Here is a 13,352-nt window from a genome sequence, read left to right as displayed (position 1 = left end):
CCCTCAATCCGAGCCGATCAAGGCAAGGAATGCCTCCGCTCGCGCGGCCCAGCTCTGCTCGCGCGCGAAGCGCTGCCTATCGAGCACGACAACCGGATCTGGCCGCGACCCGATAACCTCCAGTGTCTTGGCGGCGAAGTCTGCGGCATCCGTTGCGACCGTGACCAGACCGCTCGGGATGCGACGTACGCTCGGCAGGTCGCTGACCACGGCTGGCCGACCCGCGGCGAGATACTCGAGCGTCTTGAGTGGATCGCTGCTGCGGTTGAACTCGCTATCCGTGTAGGGAGTGAGTCCGACAGAGATGCGGCGCATGAACGACGGCAGCCTCTCGAACGGCTGAGCGCCGATCCACTGCACGTTCGGCCGTGACAGGAGGTCGGACACCCGGGCGACATCGAACGTCAGCTGGCGCGGGCCGACAAGAAGGAGGGACACACCGGCATCCGCGACCTTCTCGAGCATGTCAAGATCGATGCGCTCCGACAGGTGGCCGATGAACCCCGCGATCGGATCCGGCAAGGTCACCTCGTCTGGGAGGGGGGCGGAGTCGACATTCGCGAACATCTCGGTGTCGCAGCCATTCGGGATGACGACAATCCGACGACCGGGTGCCGCCCAGCGCTCGGCGAGCTGGTCCGAGACCGCCACCACAACGTCGGCGGCGTCAAGCTGTTCCTGCTCCCGGCGACGCAACCAGGTCGTTGAGATGTTCATCAGGCCGCCGCCGGTGGTCCAGTCGTCAGTGCCGTAGAGCACCTTGAGGCCAGCGGCACCCGAGTCGAACACGCGGTCCAGCGACCCGACGATGAGCGCTCGGGCACCGCCCAGTCGCTTGACTGCTCGGGCGATCGCGCGTCGGGTCACCCACTCGCCGACTTCGCGCAGTCCAGGGCGACCGATCCCGGGGACCGTCAGCGGAGTGAGTCGGTACAGCCCTTCGCCGATGCGACGAAGCCGAGGGCCGCGGGTCGACGCTCGCAAAGCGGGCTTCTTCAGAGGCGTGAGGATGGACACTGCCGGGTCGACGAACAGGACCGGCACATGCTTGGAGAGGTGAAGGGCGAGGTGTTTCTCCGAGAGCCAATTGTCGTCCCACGATGTGCCCGACGCGATGACAACCAGCTCGGGCGACTCGGCTTGGCCGCCCATCTCCCTGGGTTCCCTGGTCATCCGGCGCGACTCGTCTCGTCCCGCGTCCATTCGACCTTGTGGCGCCGCGCTCGCTGCCGTGCGATCAGCGCGGTTACCGCGAAAAGCGCCACCGGCAGCAGGAGCCGCGGCTCGCGTCCCGCAATGGCCATCAGGTCACGAGGGCTCGTCACTGCAGCATCAGAGCGCGCACCCGCATCGCTCAGCTGCCTGTTGCCCTGGACAACGCGCACCCGGCGCAGCAAGAGGGCCCGCCACGTACGCGCCGGCCAGATCCTGACCACTGCGGCATCGACAATCTGGCGTTCGGAAGGGTGGAACGCTTCCGAATACGCGAGATCATCCGAGATGAATTCCGGAAGGGCGGCCACACGCCGGTAGCCCTCCTCGGACAGCATGATCACACCACGCCCGAACAGTCCGGATCGCACCGCAGGCAGGCGCTCCCAGACGTCGTAGTACCAGCGTGCGGGGAGCGAGACACCAACACGGTCGAGCAGGCGCGCCGGGCCGACCGCGAGCACCCCAGGCTCGTCCAGGGCCGCGGCAAGCGCGGCAACACTCGCAGCATCGATGTCAACGTCGGCATCGACGAACGCCACGGGGAAGTCGGTTACCCGCTCACCTCCGGCCTTGAGGGCTGCGGCCTTCGACGCCTCGACGAGTTCCACCAGCTCGACGGCCGGGCCATGACGAGTGGCCTCTGTCGCGCTGCCATCCGTGCAACCGTTGCAGATCACCAGAACTCGCGGTGTGTGAACCGCCCCGCTCGTCAGCGACGGCAGCAGGCGCCGCAGGCCGCGCTCCTCATTGTGCGCGGGGATGACGACAGTTGCGTACCGTCCTCCCGGTGACATGCTCGAAGCATAGCGATAGGCTCCTGCTCGAACCAGGACGTTTGCTCACCTGGGGCGAGGGGGCGGCGTTGACGCACACCGCACAGCGAATCGCGGTGATCACTGTCACCTGGAACAGCGCGTCGGTCATCGCCGAGTTCCTCACCTCCGTTCAGGCGTCTCGCTTCAACGGTGAGCTCCAGGTCATCGTGGTCGACAACGAATCGGCGGATGCAACACTCGAGGTGGTGCATCGGGTGATGCCGAGCGCGGTGCTGGTCTCGACTGGACGGAACGCCGGCTATGCCGCGGGCGTGAACGCGGGCATCAGGCGGGCGGAAGATTGCGACGCCTACCTTGTTCTCAACCCCGACCTCCGGCTCGACCCTGATGCGGTGCAGATCATGGCCGACACGCTCGCCTCCGGCGGATCCGGCATCGTCGTCCCCCGCCTCGTCGACGGCACCGGTGGGGTGCGGTACTCGATTCGCCGCGACCCCACAGTGCTGCGCGCGTGGGGGGAGGCACTGCTCGGCGGTAACCGAGCAGGCAGGTTCCATCACCTTGGCGAGGTGGAGCGACACGAGGACGCCTACCGAATTGAGCGGACCGTGGACTGGGCCACAGGGGCCGCGATGCTCATCTCACGCGAGTGCGCATCAGCGGTGGGCGAATGGGACGAGACCTACTTCCTGTACTCGGAGGAGACCGACTACGCGCTGCGCGCCCGGGACGCCGGCTTCGTCATCCGATACACACCGGCGGCGCAGGTCGTTCACCTGGAAGGCGAGTCGCACGAAGCGCCCGCGCTCTTCGCCCTTCTGACGCGCAACCGCGTGAAGCTGTACCGCTCCAGGCACGGTGCGCTGCGAAGTGCGATGTTCTGGCTCGCTGTGACAGCGGGAGAGTTGTTGCGCTGCCGCAGTCGGGTGCACCGCGCGGCGTTGTGGGCACTACTCGGTAGGCGCGGTGTCGTGGCGCAGCCGGGCGACTGACGGGGATCGATCGATGGTCTCGTGCAGCGCCGCTGCCAAAGCCGCGACCATGTGCCGCGACGAAAAGCCTTCCTCGGCCGCGCGCCGTCCCGCCGCGCCAAGGCGGGCGCCGGTCTCGGGATCGAGTGCCTTGATCATCGCCTCCGCAAGGCTCTGGGGGTCGCCGGGCGCCGCGCGATATCCCCAGTGGTCATCAGCGACGTAGTCGGCGGCGCCTGGCGTGTCGCTGAGGACGACCGGACGTGCCGAGGCCATGCCCTCGAGCACGGTGGTCATCCCAGAGACGTGCAGGTTCGGCCTGGTGGCAACCGCGACAACACTGGCGCGGGCATACTCATCGCGTAGCGCCGCATGCGGCAGGTGAGGCACGCGCGTCGCACCCTCGGGAAGAGCGAAATCTGCCTTGGACTGCAGTCGAAGCTGAACGTCGGGCAAGCGCGCGCGAACGAGCGAGAATGCCCGCAACAGCGTTTGCGGGTCGCGATCCTGGTCATTGCCGAGGCTGAGGATCATCGGCGTCGCCGGCGGCGACCCCGGGGTGAAGAAATCGGTGTCAATCCCGAACCGGATGAACCGGATGCCGGCCGGGTCAACCTCGAGCCAATCGGCCAGCGGTGCCAGCTGGGCCCGGCTCAGGCACCACAGCAACGTCATCCGGCGCAGCACCCGGCGCATGACAGCAAGCTGCAGGCGTCCACGGATGCTCGGATCCCCCAGACCGTCGGTCGCCCAGATCACGCCACACGCTTGCGGTCCCGGCCGGTTGGCAGCCTGCATCCGGAGCGCAGTGTGCTCATCCCAGGCAAGCGACAGCGCGTCACGGCCCGAGCGAGCCGGCTGGGGTGCGAGCACGGCGAGCTTGTGCAGCGTGGAGACCGGAAACGCCGGGTCCCATGCCACATCGAAACCGTGTTCGGCGATTCGGTGGAGGCCGTACGGGGTGGCATCCGGCCGCTCACCCCGTGCGTTCGCGGCGCGCCAGTCGTCAATGTCGATCTCGGACCGGAACAACACGTTCACCCGGCGACGCGATTCGGTCGGCATGCTCAGGTTCCCGAGCTCTTCGTCGTCAGTCGCGAACGCCATGCACGCCGCAATCCCGCGCCGAACCGGGTGTCCCGCGCTGTGCGGTAGGCAAACGCGCGAGCCGAGTAAAGCCCGCTGAGCAGGAGCGCGGTGAGCACGGGCAGCGGCCTGGCTGCGACGAACGTTTCGTCACGCAGGGTGGTTGTGCGGTTCGCCCAGCGGCGCTTGTACTCAGCATCGCCGTGCCCGAAATCGAGCACCGTGACCAGCGGGTCAGCGCACAGGTCCTCGACCATCGCGTACATGGCGTACATGCCGACGCTGTCCTTGGTGTAGTCCGGGTCGAACGCCGGCGAGTCGATTGAGAAGATTCCGCCCTGCAGGCTGCCCAGCCAGAAAGCGACTGGCGCGCCATCCAGGTAGAGCATCCATGCGCGCAGAGCGCCCTTCCGGTGGCAGGTCGCGATCAGCTCCCGGCCGAGCGCGGTGTTGGTCCCGCCAACACCCAGAGCGCGTTGGTAGGCCTTGCTCGAGACCCTCTCCAACTCCTCGAGCATGAATTCAACGTCGCGCTCATGAAGACGCTCGACGCGAACCTCGGCGTATTTCCTGAGCAGGCGGCGGTTGTCGGTGCGGATCCGCTGCCGTGATGAGGACGAACGTCGCGACATGAAAGCATCCATTGTGTCCGGCACGTCGACAAGCCAACGCGTCATCGGCTGGATTCCACGCACCCGGGTGATGGCCCCGGCTCGATCGAGCACCGCTCGCTGCGCGTCCGTGCCGCTTTCCAGTTTCTGGAACATGATCGCGTCCGCATCGCGTCGCCGAAGGGACTGCTGGAGGGCGTCGACGCATAGGGCCAAATCCTCGGGCGTCGCGGCCCCGAGGAATCCGTCGAACGAGATGACAGCAGTGCGCAGGCGTGGCCGCACCAGGGTTCGATACCCGACGGCTACCGGGAACTCGTGACGCTCGAGGCGCGCAACGACCAGCATCGGGTCGCGAGCGGGCGGTTGTACGCGCACGACATAGGGGCTGATCACCCACGGGTGATGCGACACGACGGTGAGGAAGTAGTCAATGTCTGCGTCAAGATTCCGAATGGGCAGGCTCTCCCACAGCGGGCGAAGCGCTTCCACCTCGTCACGGGACTTCGCCACGGACACAATCGTCTCCAGCGGCTTGTGAGCCGGCTCGACAGTCACGGGCGCACCGAGCCCTTAGTTGTGGCGCCATCGTCGCTGTAGGCGTTTCCCGTCCACTCCACAGTTCCGTGATCACCCACATACGCCACGGCACCGAAGTAGCCGACTTTGGAGGAGAACTTGGTCCAGAACGCGTTGCCTTGAAACACGGCGCCGGCTCCCCCGCCCATCAGGGCGTAATTGCCTCCCGCGATGAGGTTGTGCTCGACCACCAGGCCCGGCGATGAGTCGGGAATCGCGATCGCCGCCGTCATGCCGCTGTCGGCGGAGTCGGTGATCCACAGCTCGACGGTGTTGTCCTTGATCAGTCCTGCCCCTGCCAGGGAGTCCAGCGGGTAGTGCAGGCCGTCATAGTGCACTCCACCGTCGCGCAGCACGAAGTCGTGCACCCAGTTCCCTACGACATTCGCTCCTGCCCCATAAAGGCTTACGCCGTCTCCTGCGATCTGGTGCACGTTGTTGCGACTGAAGTCGACGCCGTCGCCGACGAGCTTCACCCCGTTCACCGGCGTCATCCGCCAGTCGGTTGCCGATTCGCCGCGGATCTCATTGTCGATGATCTCCACGTTTCGACCCTCGACGTGCAGTGCCGCCTGGTCCCAGTCCGGATCCGTCGGCCCGGTGATGAGGTTGCCCTGGATGGTGACATTGTCCGCTTCCACGCGCAGGCCGGCCGGAATCACCTTGTCCCGGATGACGGTGCCCGATTGGGTGATGGTCATCGGGCCGGTGTAGGGCTGGGTCGGATTGAAGCCGGCGGCCAGCGGGCCGGTGTTCGCCGCGCCTGCGAACGGGCTGGCTGGCATGGTCACCTCACGTGATGCGGATGGTTCAGAGGTGGGGTTGGGATTGGGCGCGCGGTCCCCGCCTGTGCGCCCTCCGGTCAGCATCGGCAACGCCACCAGGCCGGCCACCACCGCGCTCGCGGCGCCGACTGTCGCCGCGAGCTTCACCGTCTTGCGCGTGGCAGCAGCATCCTGCCCTCCAGCGTGTCGACTCATTCAGAACACCCGGGTCTCTATCGCCTCGTACTCGGCTGTTGCCACACGCGCGTGCGCTGGTCCGCGGGCGGCCGGCGCCGCCACAAACGGCTCCGGGCGGGCGCCCTGCCCGAAGAAGTGCTCGATCGCGGCGACAATGCGGGCGGATGCGTGCCCATCGCCGTACGGGTTGACGGCGCGCGCCATCTGGAGGTGGGCATCCGGGTCACTCATCAGTCGGCCGACCTCGCTGACGATGCGGTCCTCATCGGTTCCGATCAGCCGCACCGTGCCGGCATCGACGGCTTCGGGTCTCTCCGTCGTGTCGCGGAGGACGAGCACGGGCTTGCCCAGGCTGGGCGCCTCCTCCTGGATGCCGCCGCTGTCGGTGATGACGATGTGCGACGCGGCGAGAGTGTTCACCATGTCCACGTAGTCCAGCGGCTCGGTCACCAGCACGTTGTCGAGACCCTTCAGCGGCGGCAGCAACGACTCGCGCACGATCGGGTTCATGTGCGCTGGCAGCACCACCAGGGTGTCCGGGTACTGCCGTGCCAGCCTGGCGAGCGCCCGCCCGGTGCGCGCCATCGGCTCGCCCCAGTTCTCGCGACGATGGCTGGTCACCGAGATGACCCGGCTGGCCCCATTCAGACGCGCAAGGGACGCATCCGTGCTCGGCAGGCCGCGCGCAGCGATATCCAGCAGTGCGTCGATCACCGTGTTGCCGGTGACGTGGATGTCGAAGTCCCGCACGCCCTCTGCCAGCAGGTTCGCGCGCGAGGTGCGGGTTGGAGCGAAGTGCAGGGACGCCAGAGAGGTGGTGAGGTGCCTGTTGATCTCCTCCGGATAGGGGTTGTAGCGTTCCCCGGTGCGCAGCCCGGCCTCGACGTGTGCGACCGGAACCTGGGCGTAGAAGGCCGCGAGCGCGGCGGCGAACACCGTCGTGGTGTCCCCCTGCACGATCACCAGGTCCGGGTGCTCCTTGGCGATGATCGGTTCCAGGCCGGTCAGCACGCCGGAGGTGATGCCAGCCAGATTCGGGCGATCCCGGATGAGGTCGAGGTCGTAGTGCGGTTCGATCCCGAACAGGGAGTTCACCTGGTCGAGCATCGAGCGGTGCTGGCCGGTGACCGCGACCACCGGGCTCAGGTGGTCGGACGCGGCGAGCGCGTGCACCACCGGCGCGAGCTTGATCGCCTCAGGACGCGTTCCGTAAACCACGAGGACCTTGCGCATGGCATCCCTCAGCGCCATGCCCCGCGGGTGTCGAACACCACGCGTCCCTCGAGCCGCGACCGCGGGATCGCCTTGAACTGGTCGTGATCGACCAGGAGCACGACAATGTCGGCGTCATCGATAGCCTCGCCCGTCGGCTGCATGCGCACCCGGGCGCGTCCTTCGAGCGCGGGTGGCAGGGAGTTGCTGAACGGTTCGACGACCCGGATATCGACATCCGGGTCCGCGTCGGCGATCGCCGTCACGACGTCGACGGCCGGACTCTCCCGCATGTCGTCGACATTGGCCTTGAACGTGAGGCCAAGGCACGCGATCGTCGGGTCCCGGAACCTGGAGGCGCGTTCGAGCACCTGCCGCGCAACATGGTGCGGCTTGGAGTCGTTCACCTCACGCGCGACCCGCACGAGCCTCGCAAGATCGGGCGCGACACCGACGATGAACCACGGATCGACGGCGATGCAGTGCCCACCGACACCCGGGCCGGGCGTGAGGATGTTGACGCGCGGGTGGTGGTTGGCGAGCCGGATGATCTCCCAGACGTCGAGCTTCAGCCGATCGCTGATCAGGGAGAGCTCGTTGGCGAACGCGATGTTGACGTCACGATAGGAGTTCTCCACCAGCTTCGCCATTTCGGCACTCGCGGCATCCGTCGTCAGGATGTCGCCGTGCGTGAACACCCGGTAGAGACTGGCCGCGCGTTCCGCGCAGCGCCGGGTGACGCCGCCGATGACTCGGTCGTTGGTGACGATCTCGATCATGATGCGACCGGGAAGGACCCGCTCCGGGCAGTGGGCGACACAGATGTCCGGCACTCCCTCGGTGTCGTGCGGCATCTTCAGGTCGGGCCGCAGTTCGCCGATCCACCGGCTGACCTGCTCGGTCGTGCCGGGCGGCGAGGTGGACTCGAGCACGACCAGATCGCCTGGCTTCAGCTTCGGCGCGACCTGGGTGGCCGCCGCCTGAATGGCCGACAGGTCGGCGGTCTTGTCGCCCAGGAACGGGGTCGGCACCGCGATGATGAAGGCATCCGCCTCCGGCACGGTCGTGGTGGCGGTGAGACGTCCGACGCTCACGGCGCCACTCACGCCGATCGCCAGATCCGGCTCGACGAAGGGCACGTGCCCTTCGGACACCGCCTTGACCGTCTCCTCGTTGATGTCGACGCCGATGACCTCGATGCCGCGGGTGGCAAGGGCGACCGCGGTCGGCAGGCCGATGTAGCCCAGCCCGAGAATCGCGACGCGACCGGAGAACGGCTCGTCCATCTCAGTCCTCCTGTTCCGCTGACGCGCCGGTGAGCCGGTAGGGCGCGGTGGGGCGGAAGCGTTCCCGCACCGTCAGCGCGATGAAGGCGGCGTTGGTGGATGCGTAGCGCGCGAACAATCGGCGCGGTTCCTGCAGCAGGCGGTAGGCCCACTCGAGGCCCATCCGCTGCCAGCGCTCCGGGGCCCGTTTGGTGATCCCGGCGAGGATGTCGAAGGAGCCCCCAACGCCGTGCTGGATCGGCACGCCGAGCGATTCGCCATGCTCGGCGAGGAAGATCTCCTTCTTCGGCGTCGTCATGCCGAGGAACAGCATGTCGGCTCCTGTAGCTTCGATCGCGGCGGCGACAGCAGCGGATTCATCGCTTGGGAAGTAGCCGTCTCGGTAGCCGGCGATGACCAGCTTCGGGTACCTGGATCGCACGCGTTCGACCATGGCCTCCAGCACTTCCTGCCGCGCGCCGAGGAAGTACACCGAGCGACGTTCATCGTCGGCGAGAGCCAGCAACCGCTCGAACAGGTCGATGCCCGCGACCCGCTCCGGAAGCGGGTGGCCCAGCAGTCGACTTGCCCACACCACGGCCTGACCGTCGGCCAGGACGACGTCCGGGACCAGCAGCGATTCACGCAGCAGCGCGTCCTTGCGCAGCTTGACGATCTTGGCCGCGTTGACCACGCCGATCAGGAATCGGCTCCGGTCCGCGGCGTGCTGGGCGGCCTCCTCAAGCACCTGCTCCATGGTCATGGCATTCACCAGCAACCCATAGAGCGGCTGGCGGATGCCGAGCTGGTAGCTGGCTTCGGTCATGGTGTCTCCTTCGCGATTGGCTGCGACGCCCACGAGTAGAGCAGCCAACCCAGTTCGTACGGTCGGCACTCGTGATCGATGGGTCCCGGTGGGAACAGCGTGTCTCTGGCCGGAAGTCGCCACCCGGGGCGCACAGAGGTGGTGACGGCCGACGCCTTGCGGACGAACTTCGGTGGTTCCCTCCGGCCGACCTTCCGCCAGATGAGCGAATGGCGTCCGGAGATCAGCGGCTCGGTCGTCTCCGGGCGAGTGGTCAGCCAGCGGAAGCCAAGGTCGATCGCGTCCAGGTGGTCGACTCCCCCAGCCGCGGCGAGATCGAACAGCGCCATCGGCGCCATCCCGTGCTGGTGGACGCTGTACACCGGATACTGCTCCACGACGGATCCATCGCGCGCGTCGTAATGCCACCACCACTGACCGGCGGATCCCTGCACCTCGCAGATCCTGGCGGCGGTGCGGTTCGCCGCCGCCAGCGCCTCGGCGTCGTTGAATTGCGCCGCGAAGCGGGCCAACGCCTGAATGGGATAGATCTGGTCGGCGAAGCAGCCGACATGGGCACGCCATCGGCCCAGTGAGGCCGCCGGGATGGCGTGCGGGAAGATGCCGTCGCCGCCCTGTGCCCCCAGCAGCGCGTCGCGCGCAAGCGCGGCGAGTTCCGAGTCGTCCGAGGCGACGGCGGCGGTGAGCATCCAGGCTGTGTCAACAACGGGGATGGGCCGGTCGGCCGTCAGCAGCTCACGCATCCGGTCGAGGAGGGAGCGGCTCGGCTCGCCGAGCACCTCCGCCACCGCCCACGCCGCCAGTGCGACCGCGCCGGACTCGGCGCCGTTCCCGGCGCGGTCGACGATGGTGCGGGTGAAGCTGTCGAGGGGCTTGCCGCGGAGCACGAGGTCGCTGCGCGCGGCCCCGGCGCGGGAAAGGCCAAGCGCCGCGATCGCCGCGTAGCGGAGGTTGGTCCCCTCGCGCTGTACCGGTCCGTCCGGGAGTCGCAGCCGCAGGGTCTGAGCGAATTCTGCGGTTGCAGCCAGGTAGGCGGCCGCCAGGCCGGTAGTGGCCAGCGGAATCAGCGCGCTGGCGCGCTCCGCGGTGGGCGTCCAGTCGGGTAGACCGGAGTAAATCGGGTCACTGAACATAGCCTGCATTTCGGGTCTACAGGTACTCGGATGAGCGGAGCGTCGTCTCCCTGATGAGCGCTCCACGACGATGGCTTATGCCAACGTCACTGTCGGCGATGCCCCTCGTTTGCGTTACGTATGTAGGAGGGTAGCGCGTCGATTCGCGAGTCACTGACCCCCGAACGGGTGGCAAATGGGTGGAACGGGTCAGCCGGCGCGGAACGCGCCGAACAGGGAGAAGGCGCTGCCGGATTCCGCGGGCGTGACGGTGAGCGTGATCGTGTTGTCGCCGCGGGAGAACGCGTACGCGCTGGACCCGGGAATGGCGTTCATCGGGCGATCGGTGAGGCCGAGCGATGCGTAGGCGGCCCGATAGAACGCGACCACCTCGTCGGGGGTCAGCGTGGAGGTCGCGGCCACGCCGGCCTGCATGTGATCACCCTCGGTGGCGACGGAGCTGCTGATCACCGTCGCGCCGGCGGGAGTGGGTAGCAAGTCGGAGGGGAAGCCGGGGACGAGTTCACCCTCGGCCGCCCCGGATTTCGGGAGCGGGCGGGTGACGAGGGGGTCATCGTCGGTGGGCGGAAGAGGCAGGCTGGTCGGAGCGTCGCCGGGTGGGTTGGTGTTGTCCACCTCTTGACCTGGGATCGACGTCGGTGTCTCATCGGCCGCATCCGAGTTGCCGGCCGGTCCCCCGCCCGCGATGGTGAAGGCGACGACCGCGCCGACAACGAGCATGGCAAGCACGGCACCGATCACGATTACCAGCCTGCGCCTGCGTGCCATGGACAAACAGTAGGCCCGACCGCCGCCGTTCTCTAGCCCCGAGTGCAGGCCTAGTCGGCGAGCACCTGGAGCAGCTGCTCGCCGTACCGCTCGAGCTTGGCGGCGCCGACGCCGGTGATGGTGCCGAGTTGGCTGAGGGATGCCGGGCGCACTGTCGCAATTTCACGCAGCGTCGCATCGTGGAAGATGACGTAGGCGGGGACGCCCTGTTCCTTGGCCTGCTCGGCCCGCCAGCCGCGCAACAACTCGAACAGCGGCTGAGCACCCTCGGGCAGGGCGGCGCCGGGGGCAACTCGTCGACTGCTGCGGGTCTTCGCTCGCGGCAGTTCGCGACGCAACCGAACGGGACGCGAGCCGGAGAGCACCGCACCACTGGAATCCGTGATCCCGAGCGTCGGGTAATTGTCGCTGCCCTGAACCGCGAGCAGCCCCTGCGCCAGCAGCTGCCGGACGACGCCGCGCCACTCCTGTTCGCTCAGCTCGCCGCCGATCCCGAAGGTGCTGAGCGAGTCGTGGCCCTGAGCGTCGACCCTGGGGGTCTGCTTGCCGAGCAGGATGTCGATGATGTGCCCGGCGCCGAACCGCTGGTTGCGCTCGCGCTGCAGGCGCACCACCGTCGACAGGAGCTTCTGGGCCGGGACGGTGCCGTCCCAGGACTCTGGCGGCTCGATGCAGGTGTCGCAGTTGCCGCACCGGGTCGACTCCTGCCCGAAGTAGGCGAGCAGTTGCACCCGCCGGCACTCGACGGTCTCGCACAGGGCGAGCATCGCGTCGAGGTGCTGTGACATCCGCCGCTTGTGCGCCGCGTCGCCCTCTGACGTGTCGATCATGCGCCGCTGCTGCATGACATCCTGCAGTCCGTAGGTGAGCCAAGCGGTGGAGGGCAGGCCGTCACGGCCGGCACGGCCGGTCTCCTGGTAGTAACCCTCGACGCTCTTCGGCAGGTCGAGGTGGGCGACGAAGCGCACGTCGGGCTTGTCGATGCCCATCCCGAAAGCGATGGTGGCCACCATCACGATGCCGTCCTCACGCAGGAAGCGGGCCTGATTCGCCGACCGGATGCGCGAGTCGAGGCCCGCGTGGTACGGCAGCGCGGGGATGCCCTGTTCAGTGAGGAACTGCGCTGTCTTCTCGACGGATGCCCGCGACAGGCAGTAGACGATGCCCGCGTCGCCGTCGTGCTCTGTGCGGAGGAACTCGAGCAGCTGCTTCTGCGGCTGCTCCTTCTGCACGATCCGGTACTGGATGTTGGGGCGGTCGAAGCTCGCGACGAAGTGCCGGGCAGACTGCAGCTGCAGACGCTTGGTGATGTCCTCGTGCGTCGCGCGCGTCGCGGTCGCGGTGAGTGCGATGCGCGGCACCGACGGCCAGCGCTCGTGCAGCATCGACAGGGAGAGGTAGTCGGGACGGAAGTCGTGGCCCCACTGCGAGACACAGTGCGCCTCGTCGATCGCGAACAGCGCGATGCGGCCGCGGTCGAGCAGGTTCTGGGTGGGGCCCATGGTGAGGCGCTCAGGGGCGAGGTAGAGCAAGTCGAGCTCACCCGCGACGAAAGCCGCCTCGACGCGGGCGCGCTCATCCGGACCCTGCGTCGAGTTGAGGAACGCCGCACGCACTCCGACCGCCTCGAGCGCGTCGACCTGGTCCTGCATGAGCGCGATCAGCGGCGAGATGACCACACCGGTGCCATCACGCACGAGCGACGGGATCTGATAGCACAGCGACTTGCCGCCGCCGGTGGGCATGAGCACGACCGCGTCGCCGCCGCCGACGACGTGGCTGATGATGTCCGCCTGCTGCCCCCGGAAGGCGTCATAGCCGAACGTCTTCTCGAGGACAGAGAGCGCCGGGGTCATGATTCAAGGCTAGACCGGACCGCTGATGCGCATCCGTTCAGGGCCCGTGGCCATCGCCGCGCAGCACGCGAAGTCGTCGACTCCCGGTGCGG

12 protein-coding genes are annotated in these 13,352 nt (G+C 67.7%); 1 reads left to right on the top strand and 11 read right to left on the bottom strand.

What is annotated here, in order from left to right:
• Window positions 1-3: 3 nt before the first annotated feature.
• On the bottom strand, window positions 4-1,173 hold the full coding sequence (locus tag HGK58_RS03320; protein ID WP_168626104.1) for a glycosyltransferase: 1,170 nt from the start codon (window positions 1,171-1,173) through the stop codon (window positions 4-6).
• Window positions 1,170-2,009, bottom strand: coding sequence for a glycosyltransferase family 2 protein (locus HGK58_RS03315; RefSeq protein WP_168626103.1), 840 nt, complete (start codon window positions 2,007-2,009; stop codon window positions 1,170-1,172). Before HGK58_RS03315 ends, HGK58_RS03320 begins: the two co-directional genes overlap by 4 nt.
• A 68-nt stretch (window positions 2,010-2,077) precedes the next feature.
• Here HGK58_RS03315 and HGK58_RS03310 point away from each other — a divergent pair, with 68 nt between their 5' ends.
• Window positions 2,078-2,983 carry a glycosyltransferase family 2 protein gene (locus HGK58_RS03310; RefSeq protein WP_168626102.1) on the top strand — a complete coding sequence of 302 codons (906 nt, stop codon included), beginning with the start codon at window positions 2,078-2,080 and terminating at the stop codon, window positions 2,981-2,983.
• Here the strand turns inward: HGK58_RS03310 and HGK58_RS03305 are convergent.
• The 9 genes from HGK58_RS03305 to recQ form a co-directional block, all read right to left on the bottom strand.
• Window positions 2,942-4,069, bottom strand: coding sequence for a glycosyltransferase family 4 protein (locus HGK58_RS03305; protein WP_168626101.1), 1,128 nt, complete (start codon window positions 4,067-4,069; stop codon window positions 2,942-2,944). The two genes, HGK58_RS03310 and HGK58_RS03305, sit on opposite strands and share 42 nt — an antisense overlap.
• Entirely contained in the window at window positions 4,030-5,172 is a 1,143-nt protein-coding gene (locus tag HGK58_RS14010) for a GNAT family N-acetyltransferase (protein WP_168626100.1), read from the bottom strand. Before HGK58_RS14010 ends, HGK58_RS03305 begins: the two co-directional genes overlap by 40 nt.
• A gap of 41 nt (window positions 5,173-5,213) precedes the next feature.
• Complete coding sequence (locus HGK58_RS03295; protein WP_168626099.1) at window positions 5,214-6,218, bottom strand: right-handed parallel beta-helix repeat-containing protein; 1,005 nt, start codon at window positions 6,216-6,218, stop codon at window positions 5,214-5,216.
• A complete protein-coding gene (gene wecB / locus HGK58_RS03290) occupies window positions 6,219-7,433 on the bottom strand; it encodes a UDP-N-acetylglucosamine 2-epimerase (non-hydrolyzing) (RefSeq protein ID WP_168626098.1) in 1,215 nt (404 codons plus the stop codon).
• Window positions 7,434-7,441: 8 nt separating this feature from the next.
• Window positions 7,442-8,698: a UDP-N-acetyl-D-mannosamine dehydrogenase gene (gene wecC, locus HGK58_RS03285; RefSeq protein ID WP_168626097.1), complete on the bottom strand. Its 1,257-nt coding sequence runs from the start codon at window positions 8,696-8,698 to the stop codon at window positions 7,442-7,444.
• A 1-nt stretch (window position 8,699) separates the two neighbouring features.
• A complete protein-coding gene (locus tag HGK58_RS03280) occupies window positions 8,700-9,503 on the bottom strand; it encodes a WecB/TagA/CpsF family glycosyltransferase (protein WP_210422586.1) in 804 nt (267 codons plus the stop codon).
• Window positions 9,500-10,636, bottom strand: coding sequence for a hypothetical protein (locus tag HGK58_RS03275; protein WP_168626096.1), 1,137 nt, complete (start codon window positions 10,634-10,636; stop codon window positions 9,500-9,502). The genes HGK58_RS03280 and HGK58_RS03275 overlap by 4 nt, the downstream gene beginning before the upstream one ends.
• Before the next feature lie 189 nt (window positions 10,637-10,825).
• Window positions 10,826-11,404 carry a hypothetical protein gene (locus HGK58_RS03270; protein WP_168626095.1) on the bottom strand — a complete coding sequence of 193 codons (579 nt, stop codon included), beginning with the start codon at window positions 11,402-11,404 and terminating at the stop codon, window positions 10,826-10,828.
• Window positions 11,405-11,454: 50 nt separating this feature from the next.
• Window positions 11,455-13,260, bottom strand: a complete 1,806-nt coding sequence (gene recQ / locus HGK58_RS03265) for a DNA helicase RecQ (RefSeq protein ID WP_168626094.1) — start codon at window positions 13,258-13,260, stop codon at window positions 11,455-11,457.
• Window positions 13,261-13,352 lie beyond the last annotated feature (92 nt).

The organism is Cryobacterium sp. BB307 (assembly GCF_012274275.1).
Classification (GTDB): Bacteria; Actinomycetota; Actinomycetes; order Actinomycetales; family Microbacteriaceae; genus Terrimesophilobacter.
The sequence above is the reverse complement of the archived record's forward strand: the minus strand, read 5'-3'. Positions and strand labels throughout refer to the sequence as shown.

Excerpts from the sequence above, each read along its gene's own strand:
- HGK58_RS03320 (WP_168626104.1), bottom strand. The coding sequence starts at position 1,173 with ATGACCAGGGAACCCAGGGAGATGGGCGGCCAAGCCGAGTCGCCCGAG.
- HGK58_RS03315 (WP_168626103.1), bottom strand. The coding sequence starts at position 2,009 with ATGTCACCGGGAGGACGGTACGCAACTGTCGTCATCCCCGCGCACAAT.
- HGK58_RS03305 (WP_168626101.1), bottom strand. The coding sequence starts at position 4,069 with ATGGCGTTCGCGACTGACGACGAAGAGCTCGGGAACCTGAGCATGCCG.
- HGK58_RS03295 (WP_168626099.1), bottom strand. The coding sequence starts at position 6,218 with ATGAGTCGACACGCTGGAGGGCAGGATGCTGCTGCCACGCGCAAGACG.
- wecB (WP_168626098.1), bottom strand. The coding sequence starts at position 7,433 with ATGCGCAAGGTCCTCGTGGTTTACGGAACGCGTCCTGAGGCGATCAAG.
- wecC (WP_168626097.1), bottom strand. The coding sequence starts at position 8,698 with ATGGACGAGCCGTTCTCCGGTCGCGTCGCGATTCTCGGGCTGGGCTAC.
- HGK58_RS03280 (WP_210422586.1), bottom strand. The coding sequence starts at position 9,503 with ATGACCGAAGCCAGCTACCAGCTCGGCATCCGCCAGCCGCTCTATGGG.
- HGK58_RS03275 (WP_168626096.1), bottom strand. The coding sequence starts at position 10,636 with ATGTTCAGTGACCCGATTTACTCCGGTCTACCCGACTGGACGCCCACC.
- HGK58_RS03270 (WP_168626095.1), bottom strand. The coding sequence starts at position 11,404 with ATGGCACGCAGGCGCAGGCTGGTAATCGTGATCGGTGCCGTGCTTGCC.
- recQ (WP_168626094.1), bottom strand. The coding sequence starts at position 13,260 with ATGACCCCGGCGCTCTCTGTCCTCGAGAAGACGTTCGGCTATGACGCC.